The following is a 14849-nucleotide window of genomic DNA, read 5'->3' as shown; positions in this document are numbered from 1 at the left end:
GGCGTTGCCGATCTTGCAGGCGTGGTTGATTGCTAGGCGGTCGCGAAAGCTCCATCGCTCCATCGGCTATGCGTCGATTGCGTTAGCGTTGGTTGTCGCGGTCAGCGGCTTGATTGTTATCCAGATCATGATCTTGAGAACCATCGACAATTTTCAGCTTCGGCTCATCAAATTTGCCTATATTGATCTGACCGGAATCGCGCTGTTCGTCATTTTTCTCGGCCTCGCCATCTGGTACGCCCGGCGACGCGATATTGGCATGCACATGCGGCTCATGGCCTGCACTGCGATCATTCCGATGGAGGCTGCGAATGAGCGCGCGACGATGCTGATCGCCCCATCGTTAGTGCCCGATTTTGCCACTGCGCTCTATGCGTCGCTTATCAGCATGGAGGTCATCGTCGCGGCGCTGATTGTTGCCGAATGGCGGCTTGACCGGGTGCGCTGGCCATTCCCGTTGATGCTGGCCTATTACCTGATCATGCATGTCACCGCGACCCCGGTCGCGCAAAACCCGGGGTTCGAGGCGTTCTGCCTCTGGTATGCGCGCCTTTGAATTTCCTTGATGATTTCTTCTCCTAAACTTCAATTCGTCGCCGGCCGCGCTTGAAAGCCGACGATCCTTTCCGCCCTCGTCACCCGCGCTCGGCCACGCACCCTGCGGTGGCTTTGCGCAGGATCCGTAACCTTCTGCACACTATAACTTGGTAGGAGGTCCCTAGCAGGCTTCCGGGCAGCTCAATCCGCTGGCGCTATCCAGCAGCTGACCTCCCGTCGCTCCGTCGATTTTGCTGTCCTACAGCACCCTTACTGTGAGACAACTTCCCATCGCGAGTCGTTCGCTTACGCTCTTTCTTGTTTCCCGAAACCCGTCGAAACTTAACCTACGTCACCGTGAACATTCGGAACATTCGCGGGTCCCGGGCAACCCCGCAAGCAAGTGCCGAGAGGCTGACTTTAGACTGACCTTCCACCCGCCGCCGCCTTCGATTCAACGCCCCACTTTCGCTCCGCCGCGATCCCTCCTAGACCCGCGCCATGCTCGAAATGCGCCCCGATTGTGAACGCTGCGGCACCGACCTGCCCGCCTCGGCTGCGGGGGCGTTTATCTGTTCGTTCGAATGCACCTTCTGCGCGGCATGTGCCGAGGCGCTTGATGATCGTTGCCCCAATTGCGGCGGCGAGCTTGCCGATCGGCCGCCGCGGTCGAAGGGCAATCTGGCGAATCATCCCGCGTCGACGACGCGGAAATTCGCGTCGTGAAAACCCCGCGCATCCTCGTCATCGCCGGTTCGGATTCGGGCGGGGGCGCGGGGATCCAGGCGGATATCAAGACGATCACCATGCTTGGCGGCCACGCGATGACCGCGATCACCGCCATCACTGCGCAGAACACGCTCGGCGTAAGCGCGGTCCATCCCGTGCCGACCGAGATGGTGCTGGCGCAGATCGACGCGGTGGTCGGCGACATCGGGGTCGATGCGATCAAATTGGGGATGATCGGCAGTGCCTTCACCGCCGAGCAGGTCGCCCTGCGGCTCGAGGGGATCGACGTGCCGATCGTGTTCGACCCGGTGATGATTGCGACGAGCGGCGCGGCGCTGGCCGATGATGCGACCATCGCCGCATTCGGCCGGCTGATGGACCGCGCGACGCTGACCACGCCGAACCTGCCCGAGCTGAAGCGGCTGACCGGCGACGACGACCCGATCGCAGGTGCACTGTCGCTTGTCTCGCAGCATCGCTGTGCAGTGCTGGTGAAGGGCGGGCACGAGGAAGGCGACGCGCTCGCCGACGCGCTGATCGAGGAGGATAACCTCACCAGCTGGCAGGGTCAGCGGATCGACACGACCAGCACCCACGGCACGGGTTGCACGCTCGCCAGCGCGATCGCGTTTCACTTGGCCTGCGGCGAGAGCCTGGCGCGGGCGGTCGAGCGGGCGCGGCTGTTCGTGCGGATGGCGCTGCACGAGGCGCCGGGGCTGGGGCAGGGACCGGGTCCGCTTGGGCAGCAGGGTGTGCGGCTCGATTGCGGCGCCGGTCCGCGGCTCAACCAGGTAACGGTGACCGGCAAGGATTATGCCGCGATGACCGCCTTCTACCGCGCGCTCGGACTGCGGCAGATCGTCGATGCGCCCGAAAATCACTACGCCCGCTTCGAGAGCGCCGGCGGGGCGACCTTCTCGATCCAGATCGACCCCGAGGAGGTGATTTCGGAATCGACTGCGGTTTATTTCGAGTGCGACGACCTCGACCAGCGGGTCGAGCGGCTGGCGCGGGCGGGAACGGCGTTCGAACATGGTCCGCGCGATCAGCCGTGGATGTGGCGCGAGGCACGGCTGCGCGATCCGGCGGGCAATACGGTGTTCCTCTACAAGGGCGGCGAGGCGCGGCGATATCCACCGTGGCGGCTGATCGAATCGGTGGCGCCGGCCGCAACAGCGGAATAGGTTCGCGACGATGGCCCGGCCGTGTTTCAGGATAGAACGTGAGTTTGCCCAGCCGCTGGCCGGAGTCGACGAGGCTGGCTGCGCGCCGCTCGCCGGGCCGGTTGTCGCGGCGGCGGTGGTGCTCGACCGCGAGTACTTCCCGCGCGGGATCGACGATTCGAAGAAACTCGACCTAGCCACGCGCGAGGCAATTTTAGGTCGGCTGGAGAAGGTCGCGCGGATCGGGGTCGGGATCGCCTCGGTCGAGGAGATCGATACGCTCAATATCTTCTGGGCGCGGATGCTGGCCATGCAGCGCGCGGTCGAGGCGCTCGGCTTTGAACCGGCCTATGTGCTGGTCGACGGCAACCGCCTGCCGCGCTGGGAACGCACCGCCGCCACGGCGATCGTCGCCGGCGACACCAAGTGCCGCTCGATCGCCGCCGCCTCGATCGTCGCCAAGGTCACGCGCGACCGGATCATGCTCGACCATTCTCGCACCTACCCGGGCTATGGCTGGGAGACCAACCGCGGCTATCCGACCCTCCATCACCGCCGCGCGTTGGTCGAACTCGGGTGCACGCCGCTCCACCGGCGCAGCTTCAACCTCGTTCGCGAGCGGCTCGCGATGGGCCGCCAGCATGAAATGGATCTGGCGAGTCCTTTGGGCCACACCACCACCGGTTGAGTCCGTCCCCGTCGCCGAGACTCAACATATGGTGTGGAGCCCAGGACGGACTCGTTCCGTTCCGCCATGATTCCAAATGCGGGAAAGCTCGTCCTGCTTGACCGCGAGTCGCGCGTGACTCACCGTGCGGGCGAACAGGGGGCTCGCCATGAATCTGATCGTTCCACTCGCGGAGAAGCAGGGCCGTTCGCGGCCCGGCACCAAACGGCCGCAGCTGAAACTGGCGCCGCGCCCGCTGCCGCTCGACAGCGTTATTCAGGCGGATTGCATCACCGCGATGGCCGGCCTTCCCGACAAGTCGGTCGACATGATCTTCGCCGATCCGCCCTACAATCTCCAGCTCGGCGGCGACCTGTTCCGGCCAGAGGGCGGGCGGGTCCATGCGGTCGACGACGCGTGGGACAAGTTCGACAGCCTCGCCGCCTATGATGACTTCACCCGCGAGTGGCTGGCCGAAGCGCGCCGCATCCTCAAGGACGACGGGACTATCTGGGTCATCGGCAGCTATCACAACATCTTCCGCGTCGGATCGCTGCTGCAGGACGCCGACTTCTGGATTCTGAACGACGTGGTGTGGCGCAAGACCAACCCGATGCCCAACTTCCGCGGCACCCGCTTCACGAACGCCCACGAGACGCTGATCTGGTGCTCGAAGGGGGAGGGGGCTCGGTACACGTTCAACTATACGACGATGAAATCGCTTAATGATGACATCCAGATGCGGTCGGACTGGCTGTTCCCGATCTGCTCGGGAGCCGAGCGCGAGAAGGGGGATGACGGCCACAAGGCGCATCCGACGCAGAAACCCGAGGCGCTGCTGTACCGGATTCTTCTAGCGTGCACTAAACCGGGCGACGTCGTTCTCGACCCTTTCTTCGGTACTGGAACGACCGGTGCAGTGGCTCGCAGGCTCGGTCGGCGATGGATCGGGATCGAGCGCGAGAGCGCCTATGTCGAGGTCGCGCGGCGGCGCATCGCAGCGACCCTGCCGCTCGACGAAAGCGCGATGACGGTGATGGCCGACAAGCGCACCGCGCCACGCGTCGCGTTCGGGGTGCTGGTCGAAAGCGGGCTGATCGCGCCGGGCACGCTGCTGACCGACGCGAAACGGCGCTGGACCGCGGTGGTGCGCGCCGACGGGTCGATCGAGTGCGACGGCAAGCTGGGGTCGATCCACAAGGTCGGCGCGGGGCTGCAGGAAACGCCGTCGTGCAACGGCTGGACCTTCTGGCAGATCGAGCGGGGCGGCAACCACGTCGAGATCGACACGCTTCGCCAGGAGCACCTCGCCGCCGTGTCCTGATGAGCTTGTCCTGATGAGCTTGTCGTGATGAGCAGCCACCGCTAGTCGCTCGCCATCCTCAATCGGCGGGCGACATCATGGCAGCGTTCAAGACCCTCGACGACCTTCCCGACGACCTCACCGGCAAGCGGGTGCTGGTCCGGGTCGACTTCAACGTGCCGATGCAGGATGGCGCGATCAGCGACGATACGCGGCTGCGCGCTGCGGTGCCGACCATCGCCGAACTCAGCGACAAGCGCGCGATCGTGCTGCTGCTGTCGCATTTCGGCCGACCGAAGGGTCAGGTCCGCCCCGACATGAGCCTCGCGCTGCTCGTCCGCCCGTTGAGCGAGCTGACCGGCCGTCCGGTGCGTTTTATCGAGGATTGCCAGGGGCCTGAGGCGGAACGCGCGATCACGACGATGACCGCGGGATCGATCGGGATGCTCGAGAACACCCGCTTCCACCTGGGCGAGGAGACGAACGACCCCGAACTGGCGCGCGGGATGGCGGCGCTCGGCGATTATTATATCGACGATGCTTTTTCCGCCGCGCACCGCGCCCATGCCTCGACCGAGGGCGTGGCGCACCTGCTTCCGTCGTTCGCGGGGCGGGCGATGGAGGCCGAACTGACCGCACTGGAGAAAGCGCTGGGCAACCCCGAGCGCCCCGTCGCGGCGGTGGTCGGCGGGGCGAAGGTTTCGACCAAGCTGGCGGTGCTTGGCAACCTCGTCGGCAAAGTCGATCACCTCATCATCGGCGGCGGGATGGCGAACACCTTCCTCGCGGCGCGCGGGGTCGCGGTCGGCAAGTCGCTGTGCGAGCATGACCTGGTCGGCGAGGTCGAGGCGATCTTCGCCAATGCCGAGGCCGCCAACTGCACTATCCATCTGCCCTATGACGTGGTTGTGGCGAAGGAGTTCGCCGCCAATCCGCCGAGCCTGCGCACCGTCAATGTCCACGAAGTCGCGCCCGACGAGATGATCCTCGATATCGGCCCGGCGGCGGTCGAGGCGCTGTCGGATGTGCTCAAGACGTGCCGGACGCTGGTTTGGAACGGCCCGCTCGGCGCGTTCGAGACGCCGCCGTTCGATGCCGCCACGGTGGCGCTGGCGAAGACCGCCGCGGCGCTGACGGAAGGCGGTAGCCTGGTGTCGGTGGCGGGCGGCGGGGACACGGTCGCGGCGCTCAACATGGCGGGCGTGGTTCCCGAGTTCACCTTTGTTTCGACCGCCGGCGGGGCTTTCCTGGAATGGATGGAAGGCAAGACTTTACCGGGAGTTGCCGCGCTCCAGCGCTAGCGCCTGCCCCTCGTTCCCGCGGGTGGCGACAGTTGCCGGGATGGGTTCGCGCAGAAGTGGTACGAGCAGCGTATTGAGATCATCGAGGTCGAATGCGCCGGCCTTGAAATAGCGGACCACGCCAGCGCGATCGATGATAATGTTGGTCGGAACGGCGTTGGCCGCTTCATAAGGACCCCGTACACGCCTGACCGGATCAATCGCCATCGCCTTGAATACGTTGGTCAAAGCCGACAGGGGAACGCTGTCTTCCGTGGTGATTGCAAAGACGCGAAGGCCATATGCCCGCTGGACACGATAATAAGCGTCGAGCATCGGAAGTTCCTTCCGACACGGCACGCACCAGGTGGCCCAGAAGTTGAGCACCACGACCTGACCTCGCAACGAGGACAGGGTGACCTTCTGTCCGTTGACGAGATTGAGTGTAGCGTCGGGCGCGGGCTTGCCCAGGCTGACCTTGGCCAATGCCGGTTGCGCGATTGACAAGAGCGCCAAGAATAACGGCGTGAACAATCTACGCATGACAATCCCTCCGTTTTTCAACACTTGGATTCAGCCTTGTCGTTCGTCAAGGCTTTAGGCGAACAGCTCGTTGCGCCCCCGCGAGACGGTCGCTAGATGCTATTCGCACACGGATGCTGTGCCAGTGCAAGGGCCCTCAATGACTGTCATGACTGATGCCAACCGTTTCCGCATGCTCGAGCAGATCCGCAACGGCGACGGCTTCATCGCCGCGCTTGACCAGAGCGGCGGGTCCACGCCGGGAGCGCTCAAGGGCTATGGCATCGGCGAGGACCGTTTCTCGACCGACGAGGAGATGTTTGCGCTGATCCACGCGATGCGCGAGCGAGTGATGACCTCGCCCTGTTTCACCGGCGAGAAGGTCATCGGCGCGATCCTGTTCGAACGGACGATGGACGGGGAAGCGGGCGGCAAGCCGGTGCCCGAGCTGCTGTGGGAGCGGGGCGTCGTGCCGTTCCTCAAGGTCGACAAGGGGCTCGAGATTGAGGCGCAGGGCGTTAAGCTGATGAAGCCGATCCCGGGACTCGACGCGCTGCTCGAGCGGGCGAAGGCAAAGGGCATTTTCGGGACCAAGATGCGTTCGGTGATCGAGCGCGCCGACCCCGCGGGGATCGAGGCAATCGTCGGGCAGCAGTTTGAGGTCGCGGCGAAGATCAACGCGCACGGGCTGATGCCGATGATCGAGCCCGAAGTGTCGATCCTGAGCCCTGAGCGTGCCGAGTGCGACCGTATTTTGCGCGACGAAATATTGCAGGCGCTGGATGCGGTGCCCGAGGGTCAGCGAGTGATACTGAAACTAACCATCCCGTCGAATGCGGGGCTGTTCGATCCGCTGGTCGATCATCCCCGAGTGCTGCGCGTCGTCGCCTTGTCGGGCGGGTACAGCCGCGCCGACGCGTGCCGCGAACTGGCGAAGAACAGGGGCATGATCGCCAGCTTCTCGCGCGCGCTGCTGTCCGATTTGCGCGACCGGATGAGCGATGACGAGTTCAATGCATCGCTTGGCGGGGCGATCGACGCGATTCATCAGGCGTCGGTGGTGAAGGAGTAGTTCCTCCACTCCCTCCAAGGGAGGGGAGTTGGAGTGCGCCCCGCACCCCGCTAAAGCCGCCCGCATGATGACCGAAGATGAAGCCGACCTCACTGCCTTCGCGCCGCCGACGCGGACGCGGGCGTGCGAACTGTACCTGATCTCCCCGCAGGAGGTGGGCGGCGTATTCCCCGACCGGCTCAAGGCGGCGTTCGGCGGTGGCTCGGTCGCGGCTTTCCAGCTTCGGGTCAAGAATGTCGGCGAGCATGAACTCGCCCTTCTGGCCGAACCGCTGCAGCGGATCTGCGCCGATCACGACGTCGCGTTCATCGTCAACGACAGCATGAGACTGGCCAAGCGGCTCGGCGCCGACGGGGTCCACCTCGGCCAGTCGGACGGCGACATTCGCGAGGCGCGCGCGCTGCTCGGCCCCGCGGTGCAGATCGGACGCACCTGCCACGACAGCCGCCATCTCGCGATGGACGCGGGCGAGGCCGGCGCCGACTATGTCGCGTTCGGTGCCTTCTATGAGACGACCACCAAGCCGAGCCACTATCGCCCCGAACCGGCGATCCTGTCGTGGTGGTCGGCGCTGTTCGAAGTGCCGTGCGTCGCGATCGGCGGGATCACCCCGGCCAACGCCGCGCCCCTGATCGCGGCTGGAGCGGACTTCATCGCGGTGTGTCAGGGGGTCTTCGGCGCGGAGGATCCGGGCAAGGCAGTCGCCGCGTTTGCTGACGTGCTCAAGGGTTAATCGCGACCGCATTTGCGCGGCTCGATTGCGCTTCGACAGCGATGGGCGCACACTCGTTCGTCATCGCCGGGCGTACCTCGGAGGCGGCCTGTCCTTATTCAGGAGAGAAAGCCATGAACAAGCATATCGTTGGATTTGTCGCCGCCATGGTGCTGCTGGCGCCGGTCGGTGCGTCGGCAAAGGATCAAGCGCCGTCAGCCGACTGGAGCGGCACGTGGAAACTCAATGTCGCCAAGTCGAAACTCGGCGCGCACCCCGGGAAATGGTCCGAAACGCGGACCTACGCCGTCGATGGCAAGAAGATCACGCTCGACGGCAAGGGAATGACCTCGGCGGGCAAGGCGACGCACATCAGCTATGCCGGCAGTGTCGACGGGAAAGCCTATCCGATGATGGGCAGTCCGGTCGGCGATCGCATTGTCCTGACGCTGGTTACGTCGCGCCAGATCAAGGCGAAGGTAACGTTCCACGGCAAGCCCTCGGGCTCGGCGGTGAGCGATCTGTCGGCCGACGGCAAGCGCCTCACGCTGCGTCGCTACGCACTGACCGGCAGTGCTCCGCGAAACGTGACGATGGTGTTCGACAAGATGTAAGGCGCCGCGCGGCGCGAGCGAATGAGCGACGGCTCAGACGTTTTAGCGCCGCGCGTAGCTGGCGAGTTCGAGGAACAGGGTGCCGCTCGCGATGAAGGGAGAACAGCGATGAAGGGAGAGCAGCGATGAAGGACAAGGCAGTCGCAATCCTCGAGCAGAACCGCGTCATGGCGGTCGCTACGGTCAGACCGGACGGGTGGCCCCAGACAACGCTCGTCGGTTACGCGAACGAGGATGTCCTGATTTATTTCATGATTTCACGAGCCAGCCAGAAGTTCGAGAACATTAGCCGGGATGACCGGGTTTCGATCGCCATCGGTGCCGACTTTCACGATCCCGCGACGATCAAGGCCTTGTCGATCGCCGCGCATGTATCGGAAGTCCGCGATCCCAAGCAACGTAGTCGAGCAATCGAGCTTCTGACTGACCGCCATCCCGGATTGAAGCGCGTTCAAATGCCCGATGATACGCATTCTGCCGTGATGCGGGCTTACCCCGCGATCATCACCATTCTCGACTATTCGAAGGGGTTCGGTCACGCCGACCAACTAACGATGGGGCCAAGTGGAGTCGCGGAGATGAAAGCCACCCGGGCTGACGACTGGGGATATGGCTCGCATTTGAAACATCCAGGTTGAGTTCACTGGCGGCGGATGATCCGTCGCCCCAAATCGCGTTTCAGCTTCAACCAGATACCGCGGGACCAGAGATCGTTGCCGCCGGGGATAGAAAGTGGCGGTGCATCGTTCATCCGTCCAGTACCGTTCCCGTAGGAGAAGTTGCGTGATCCCCAAGACCTTGCTTCGTTCGACCCTCGGCCTTGCCGGACTAAGCGTGGCCGCGCTCGCGTTGGCACAGGCGCCAGCCGCCAGGACCGTCCCGGCTACCGCCCCGTCCGCTGCCGACCGCGCCGCGACCGGCGCGGCGTCGCAGGGCAAGCCGTGGGTCGCGCCTGGTACCAAAGGGTCGCCGATCGACGGCTCCATCTTTCATGCGCAGGTGCTGCTCGACATTGCCGGTTTCCCTTCGGGAGTAATCGACGGCAAGAAGGGGATGGTGTTCGCCAAGTCGGTCAGCGGCTTCCAGCAAGCGCACAACCTGCCCGACTCCGGCCTGCTCGATCCGGCCACGCGGCAGGCATTGCTGGCGCAGAACCGGCCGTCGACGATCATGGTCACGCTGTCCCCCGACCAGGTTTCCGGGCCGTTCGTGATGCCGCTGCCCAAGAAGCCCGAGGAGCAGGCCAAGCTGCCGTTCCTTGGCTATCGCAACATGCTCGAGCAACTGGCCGAGGAGTTTCACACGACTCCCGACACACTCGTCGCCCTCAATGGCCCCGACGCGAAGATCGGGGCGGGACAGACGCTGCGCCTGCCGAATGTCGTCGCGGCCAATCGCAACTATGGCGGGGTAAAGGCCGATATCGCGTCGTGGATGGCGAAGCTCAACGTCGACAGCGGGACGGTGCAGGGTGATTATGTCATCGTCAGCAAGCAGGAAGGCGTGCTGCGCGTGATGAAGGGCGCCGCGCCCGCCGGACCGCTCACCAGGGACGGCGGCAAGGGGGCAAAGTACAAACTGCCAACCGACCTCGGTCAGGGTCAGGTGATCGCCCAGTTCCCAGTGACGATGGGGTCGAGCCATGACCCGCTGCCGTTCGGGCTGTGGAAGGCGACGACCTACGCCTTCCTGCCGCCGTTCCATTACCAGCCCGACCTGTTCTGGGACGCGAAGGACCCGACCGCCGACGACAAGCGCCTGCCGCCGGGGCCGAACGGTCCGGTCGGGCTGGCGTGGCTCGACCTCACGAAAAAGCATTACGGGATTCACGGCACGCCGACGCCGGAAACAATCGGGCGGGCGGAGAGCCACGGCTGTATCCGGATGAGCAATTGGGACGTGCTGCGTCTGTCGCGGATGCTCAAACCCGGGTTCAAGGCGGTATTCACGGCTTGATGAAAACCCTCGCCACCGTTGTCCTGACCGCGATCCTGACCAGCGCCTTCTGGATCTTCGCGTTCGGCATCTCGCGCGGTGCGCCGCCAGCTGCGGGCGGCAGCGACGCGCGGGTCGACGGCAAGGTCGAGGGGAAGGGCGACGCGACGACAGTCCGGTCGGCGGCGGGATCGGCGTCGCTGTCGGTGGCCGAAAGTGTCGTGGTCGGGCCGTCCGGCCTCGCGATCCCGGTCGCGGGGATCACGGCCAACCAGTTGACCGACACCTTCACCGTCGCCCGCGCCGGTGGGGCGCGGCGCCACGACGCGATCGACATCATGGCGCCCGAAGGAACGCCGGTGTTCGCGACCGCGCCGGGGACGATCGAGAAGCTCTACTACAGCCTCGGCGCTGGCGGGATCACCGCGTACGAACGCTCCGAGGATGGCAGGTGGATGTATTACTATGCCCACCTGTCGGCTTATGCGCCGGGGCTCGCCGAGGGGCAGAAGCTGCAGCGCGGTTCGCCGATCGGACGGGTCGGGCATTCCGGCGACGCCAGCCCCGACGGGCCGCACCTCCATTTCGTGATCAACCAGATGGCGCCGGGCGAGAAGTGGTGGAACGGCACGCCGATCAATCCCTACCCGCTGCTTGCCGGAAAAGCCGCGACCCGTTAGGGAAGCCGGGCTTTTGATTGTTTTGACCAGCAGTGGTCGAAACGGGCTCTTTTCACCTTCAGGCATATAGGCGGATCACATGAAGATCAGCGGCGTGGACATTCGTCCCGGCAATATCATTGAATATGAAACCGGCATCTGGCGCGCGGTCAAGATCCAGCACACCCAGCCGGGCAAGGGCGGGGCTTATATGCAGGTCGAGATGAAGAACCTCATCGACGGCCGCAAGAACAACGTCCGCTTCCGTTCGGCCGAAACGGTCGAGCGCGTCCGGCTCGACACCAAGGACTTCGTGTTCCTGTACGCCGAGGGCGACCAGCTGACCTTCATGGACGAGGTCAATTACGAGCAGATCAGCCTTCCCCGCGACCTGCTGGGCGACGCCGCGGCGTTCCTCCAGGATGGCATGAAGGTCGTGCTCGAACTGTATGACGAGCGCCCGATTTCGGTCCAGCTGCCCGACACGATCGAGGCGATGATCGTCGAGGCCGACGCGGTGGTGAAGGGCCAGACCGCGTCGTCGAGCTTCAAGCCGGCGATCCTCGACAACGGCGTGCGCGTGATGGTCCCGCCGCACATCGGCGCGGGGACGAAAATCGTCGTCGATGTATATGAGCAGACCTACGTTCGCCGGGCCGATTGATGGCCAAGAAATCATGGTAAGCCATTCGGGCCTGATCACCGTCATGCAGCGCGCCGCGCGCAAGGCTGCGCCGCGCCTGCGCCGCGATTTCGGCGAGGTCGAGCAGCTTCAGGTCAGCATGAAGGGTCCGGGAGACTTCGTCTCGATGGCCGACAAGCGCGCCGAGCAGACCATCGTCGAGGAACTGCGCAGCGCGCGCCCCGACTGGGGAATGCTGCTGGAGGAAGGCGGGGTAGTCGAGGGCGATCCCAACAAGCCGCGGTGGATCGTCGATCCATTGGATGGCACGACCAATTTCCTCCACGGCGTGCCGCATTTCGCTATCTCGATCGCGGTCGAGGACAAGAAGCCCGACGGCACCCCCGAGATCAGCCACGGCCTTGTCCACCAGCCGCTAACCGACGAGAGCTTCTGGGCCGAAAAGGGGCGCGGCGCGTGGCTTCAGGACCGACGACTGCGCGTGTCGGGCCGGCGCAACCTCGACGAGGCGATGATCGGCACCGGCATCCCCCACTTCGGTCGCGGCAATGTCGCGCAATGGTCGCGGATTTTCGGCGCGATAGCTCCCGAGGTCGCCGGGATCCGCCGCTTCGGTTCGGCCGCGCTCGACCTCGCATGGGTCGCGGCGGGGCGGATGGACGGCTTCTGGGAGGAAGACCTCGACATCTGGGACTCGGCGGCGGGCGTGCTGCTGGTCAAAGAAGCGGGCGGCTACATCAGCGATTACCGCGGCCAGACCAAGATGTTCGAACGGCGTGAGTATCTGGCGGCGAACGGGGATTTGCACAGCAAGTTGCACAAGCTCCTCGCGGGGTCGTTGCGCTAGCGGTTAGTCGGTGGTTGCCCCCCTCCGTCCCCTGTCCTAAAGCCGCCGCAGAATCGAGCCCCCGGGAGTATTTGCGTGGCCAGCGTCGCCTTCGGTTACCTGCCGATCCTGCTCTTCCTCGGCGTCGCGCTGGCGCTGTCGGGGACGTTCGTGTTCCTGCCGATGCTGGTCAGCCGGCTGACCGGCACGCACAAGCCGAGCGTGGCCAAGCTGGCCGAGTATGAATGCGGTTTCCCCGCGTTCGAGGACAGCCGGGCGCAGTTCGACGTGCGCTTCTACCTCGTTGCGATCCTGTTCATCGTATTCGACCTCGAAGCGGCGTTCCTGTTCCCGTGGGCGGTGTCGCTGAAGTTTACCGGCTGGACCGGGTGGATTGCGATGATGGTGTTCCTTGCCGAACTCGCGCTGGGCCTGGCCTATGCGTGGAAGAAGGGCGCGCTCGAATGGGAGTGATGCTGACCCCGGCCGAGAACCGCAACCCGACCGAGGAGCAGCTCGCGCGGGCGGCGGGGCTTGTCCCCGGAAGCGCCGACATGGCGAAGTTCGAGGCGATGCGCGCCGAACTGGACAGCACGGGATTTCTCACCGCCAGCCTCGACGACCTCACCACCTGGGCGCGGACCGGGTCGTTGTGGTGGATGACGTTCGGGCTGGCGTGCTGCGCGGTCGAGATGATCCATGTGAATATGCCGCGCTATGACCTTGAAAGATTTGGCGTCGCCCCGCGCGCCAGCCCGCGCCAGTCGGACGTGATGATCGTTGCCGGCACGCTGTGCAACAAGATGGCCCCGGCGCTGCGCACGGTCTACGACCAGATGCCCGAACCGAAATATGTCATCTCGATGGGCAGCTGCGCCAATGGCGGCGGCTATTATCACTATAGTTATTCGGTGGTGCGCGGGTGCGACCGGATCGTGCCGGTCGACATCTATGTGCCGGGCTGCCCACCGACCGCCGAGGCATTGCTATACGGAATCATGCAGCTCCAGCGGAAGATTCGCCGCGAAGGGACGATCGAGCGCTAGCCATGGCGAGCCACGCACCCCGCTATGCCGAGGCCCAGGGCGACTGGGGAACGCTTCCGATCACCCCGCGACCGGGGATCGAGACGGCGTTCGATGTCGCGCGCGATGATCTCGTCGCGGTGCTGACCAGCCTTCGCGACGAGCACGACTATCAGCAGCTGATGGAGATCGCCGGGGTCGACTTCCCCACGCGGGCCGAGCGGTTCGAGGTGGTCTATTGCCTCCTTTCGCTGACGAAGAACCACCGCCTGCGGCTCCACGTCACGACCGACGAGACCACGCCGGTGCCGAGCGTGACGTCGCTGTGGCCGGTCGCCGGCTGGCTCGAGCGCGAAGTGTTCGACATGTATGGCGTGATCTTCGCGGGCAATCCGGACCTGCGACGGATCCTCACCGACTATGGCTTCGAAGGCCACCCGCAGCGCAAAGACTTCCCGCTGACCGGTTATGTCGAGCTGCGCTATTCCGAAGCCGAAAAGCGCGTCGTCTATGAGCCGGTCAGTCTGGCGCAGGATTTCCGCACCTTCGACTTCCTGACGCCGTGGGAGGGGCCCGAATATCGCCTCCCCGGGGACGAGAAGGCCGAAGGACAGGGGGCTGGGCCGACCCCCGCGCCCGCTCCCACAGCGACCAATGCGGTGCCCGCGGTGCCGCCGCCGCCCTCGCCCAAGGTGACCGAGAAGCCGTCGGAAACCGGGGCTGGTGCCGGGGCCAATGCCGAGTCGGTGAAAAAGAGCGATGCCGCGCCCGCGCCCAGGTCGCGCGCGATGAGGAAGCCCAAATCGTGACCCAGTCGCTCGAAATCACCACGTTGCCCCAGGCGGGCGACAAGCTCACCCCCGGCGACGAGGTCGTCCAGAATTACACGATCAATTTCGGGCCGCAGCACCCCGCCGCCCACGGCGTCCTGCGCTTGATCATGGAATTGGACGGCGAGATCGTCGAGCGGGTCGATCCGCACATCGGCCTGCTCCACCGCGGCACCGAGAAATTGATCGAATACAAGACCTACGCGCAGGCGCTGCCTTACTTCGACCGGCTCGATTACTGCTCGCCGATGTGCATGGAGCATAGCTTCGTGCTGGCGATCGAGAAGCTGATGGGGCTCGAGGTGCCGCTGCGCGCACAATATATCCGCGTC

18 protein-coding genes and 1 pseudogene are annotated in these 14849 nt (G+C 64.8%); 18 read left to right on the top strand and 1 reads right to left on the bottom strand.

What is annotated here, in order from left to right; all coding sequences use genetic code 11:
- From Q0R27_RS11945 to Q0R27_RS11920, 6 genes are all read left to right on the top strand, one after another.
- Window positions 1–556 (top strand): DUF2306 domain-containing protein (locus Q0R27_RS11945; protein WP_293945065.1); only part of this gene is annotated, 556 nt, incomplete at its 5' end.
- Window positions 557–1038: 482 nt separating this feature from the next.
- Window positions 1039–1263 (top strand): DUF1272 domain-containing protein, encoded by a 225-nt coding sequence (locus Q0R27_RS11940; protein ID WP_293945063.1) that lies wholly within the window; start codon window positions 1039–1041, stop codon window positions 1261–1263.
- On the top strand, window positions 1260–2450 hold the full coding sequence (gene thiD / locus Q0R27_RS11935; RefSeq protein ID WP_293945061.1) for a bifunctional hydroxymethylpyrimidine kinase/phosphomethylpyrimidine kinase: 1191 nt from the start codon (window positions 1260–1262) through the stop codon (window positions 2448–2450). Before Q0R27_RS11940 ends, thiD begins: the two co-directional genes overlap by 4 nt.
- A gap of 10 nt (window positions 2451–2460) precedes the next feature.
- Complete coding sequence (locus Q0R27_RS11930; RefSeq protein ID WP_293945059.1) at window positions 2461–3117, top strand: ribonuclease HII; 657 nt, start codon at window positions 2461–2463, stop codon at window positions 3115–3117.
- A gap of 148 nt (window positions 3118–3265) precedes the next feature.
- A complete protein-coding gene (locus Q0R27_RS11925) occupies window positions 3266–4420 on the top strand; it encodes a site-specific DNA-methyltransferase (RefSeq protein WP_293945057.1) in 1155 nt (384 codons plus the stop codon).
- A 77-nt stretch (window positions 4421–4497) separates the two neighbouring features.
- Complete coding sequence (locus Q0R27_RS11920) at window positions 4498–5700, top strand: phosphoglycerate kinase (RefSeq protein ID WP_293945054.1); 1203 nt, start codon at window positions 4498–4500, stop codon at window positions 5698–5700.
- Here Q0R27_RS11920 and Q0R27_RS11915 read toward each other — a convergent pair.
- A complete protein-coding gene (locus tag Q0R27_RS11915) occupies window positions 5671–6246 on the bottom strand; it encodes a TlpA disulfide reductase family protein (RefSeq protein WP_293945052.1) in 576 nt (191 codons plus the stop codon). The genes Q0R27_RS11920 and Q0R27_RS11915 overlap by 30 nt on opposite strands.
- A gap of 148 nt (window positions 6247–6394) precedes the next feature.
- On the opposite strand from Q0R27_RS11915, the gene Q0R27_RS11910 reads away from it, so the two are divergent.
- The 12 genes and pseudogenes from Q0R27_RS11910 to Q0R27_RS11855 form a co-directional block, all read left to right on the top strand.
- Window positions 6395–7273, top strand: a complete 879-nt coding sequence (locus Q0R27_RS11910) for a fructose bisphosphate aldolase (protein WP_293945071.1) — start codon at window positions 6395–6397, stop codon at window positions 7271–7273.
- A 64-nt stretch (window positions 7274–7337) separates the two neighbouring features.
- The gene (thiE, locus tag Q0R27_RS11905) at window positions 7338–8006 is read left to right on the top strand and encodes a thiamine phosphate synthase (protein ID WP_293945050.1); all 669 of its coding nucleotides are present in this window, start codon (window positions 7338–7340) and stop codon (window positions 8004–8006) included.
- A gap of 113 nt (window positions 8007–8119) precedes the next feature.
- Window positions 8120–8599, top strand: a complete 480-nt coding sequence (locus Q0R27_RS11900) for a hypothetical protein (RefSeq protein WP_293945048.1) — start codon at window positions 8120–8122, stop codon at window positions 8597–8599.
- Window positions 8600–8724: 125 nt separating this feature from the next.
- Window positions 8725–9237 carry a pyridoxamine 5'-phosphate oxidase family protein gene (locus Q0R27_RS11895; RefSeq protein WP_293945047.1) on the top strand — a complete coding sequence of 171 codons (513 nt, stop codon included), beginning with the start codon at window positions 8725–8727 and terminating at the stop codon, window positions 9235–9237.
- Window positions 9238–9382: 145 nt separating this feature from the next.
- Window positions 9383–10555 carry a L,D-transpeptidase family protein gene (locus Q0R27_RS11890; protein ID WP_293945045.1) on the top strand — a complete coding sequence of 391 codons (1173 nt, stop codon included), beginning with the start codon at window positions 9383–9385 and terminating at the stop codon, window positions 10553–10555.
- Window positions 10555–11214: a M23 family metallopeptidase gene (locus Q0R27_RS11885; RefSeq protein WP_293945069.1), complete on the top strand. Its 660-nt coding sequence runs from the start codon at window positions 10555–10557 to the stop codon at window positions 11212–11214. The genes Q0R27_RS11890 and Q0R27_RS11885 overlap by 1 nt, the downstream gene beginning before the upstream one ends.
- Window positions 11215–11293: 79 nt before the next feature.
- Window positions 11294–11857, top strand: coding sequence for an elongation factor P (gene efp / locus Q0R27_RS11880; RefSeq protein ID WP_293945043.1), 564 nt, complete (start codon window positions 11294–11296; stop codon window positions 11855–11857).
- Window positions 11858–11870: 13 nt separating this feature from the next.
- Window positions 11871–12683 (top strand): inositol monophosphatase family protein, encoded by an 813-nt coding sequence (locus Q0R27_RS11875; protein WP_293945041.1) that lies wholly within the window; start codon window positions 11871–11873, stop codon window positions 12681–12683.
- A 75-nt stretch (window positions 12684–12758) separates the two neighbouring features.
- A complete protein-coding gene (gene ndhC, locus Q0R27_RS11870) occupies window positions 12759–13136 on the top strand; it encodes an NADH-quinone oxidoreductase subunit A (RefSeq protein ID WP_293945039.1) in 378 nt (125 codons plus the stop codon).
- 80 nt (window positions 13137–13216) lie between these two features.
- Window positions 13217–13708: an NADH-quinone oxidoreductase subunit B gene (locus Q0R27_RS11865; RefSeq protein WP_293945066.1), complete on the top strand. Its 492-nt coding sequence runs from the start codon at window positions 13217–13219 to the stop codon at window positions 13706–13708.
- A 2-nt stretch (window positions 13709–13710) separates the two neighbouring features.
- A complete protein-coding gene (locus Q0R27_RS11860; RefSeq protein ID WP_293945037.1) occupies window positions 13711–14496 on the top strand; it encodes an NADH-quinone oxidoreductase subunit C in 786 nt (261 codons plus the stop codon).
- 23 nt (window positions 14497–14519) lie between these two features.
- Window positions 14520–14849 (top strand): annotated as a pseudogene (locus Q0R27_RS11855) (NADH-quinone oxidoreductase subunit D); the annotation flags it as partial.

Source organism: Sphingomonas sp., assembly GCF_025362505.1.
GTDB lineage: Bacteria > Pseudomonadota > Alphaproteobacteria > Sphingomonadales > Sphingomonadaceae > Sphingomicrobium.
This window is presented reverse-complemented; position numbering and strand designations above follow the sequence as displayed.

Bases quoted from the DNA above. Each gene is read 5' to 3' on its own strand.
- Q0R27_RS11940 (WP_293945063.1), top strand. From the start codon at position 1,039: ATGCTCGAAATGCGCCCCGATTGTGAACGCTGCGGCACCGACCTGCCC.
- Q0R27_RS11930 (WP_293945059.1), top strand. From the start codon at position 2,461: ATGGCCCGGCCGTGTTTCAGGATAGAACGTGAGTTTGCCCAGCCGCTG.
- Q0R27_RS11925 (WP_293945057.1), top strand. From the start codon at position 3,266: ATGAATCTGATCGTTCCACTCGCGGAGAAGCAGGGCCGTTCGCGGCCC.
- Q0R27_RS11920 (WP_293945054.1), top strand. From the start codon at position 4,498: ATGGCAGCGTTCAAGACCCTCGACGACCTTCCCGACGACCTCACCGGC.
- Q0R27_RS11910 (WP_293945071.1), top strand. From the start codon at position 6,395: ATGCTCGAGCAGATCCGCAACGGCGACGGCTTCATCGCCGCGCTTGAC.
- thiE (WP_293945050.1), top strand. From the start codon at position 7,338: ATGATGACCGAAGATGAAGCCGACCTCACTGCCTTCGCGCCGCCGACG.
- Q0R27_RS11900 (WP_293945048.1), top strand. From the start codon at position 8,120: ATGAACAAGCATATCGTTGGATTTGTCGCCGCCATGGTGCTGCTGGCG.
- Q0R27_RS11895 (WP_293945047.1), top strand. From the start codon at position 8,725: ATGAAGGACAAGGCAGTCGCAATCCTCGAGCAGAACCGCGTCATGGCG.
- Q0R27_RS11885 (WP_293945069.1), top strand. From the start codon at position 10,555: ATGAAAACCCTCGCCACCGTTGTCCTGACCGCGATCCTGACCAGCGCC.
- efp (WP_293945043.1), top strand. From the start codon at position 11,294: ATGAAGATCAGCGGCGTGGACATTCGTCCCGGCAATATCATTGAATAT.
- Q0R27_RS11875 (WP_293945041.1), top strand. From the start codon at position 11,871: ATGGTAAGCCATTCGGGCCTGATCACCGTCATGCAGCGCGCCGCGCGC.
- Q0R27_RS11865 (WP_293945066.1), top strand. From the start codon at position 13,217: ATGGCGAAGTTCGAGGCGATGCGCGCCGAACTGGACAGCACGGGATTT.
- Q0R27_RS11860 (WP_293945037.1), top strand. From the start codon at position 13,711: ATGGCGAGCCACGCACCCCGCTATGCCGAGGCCCAGGGCGACTGGGGA.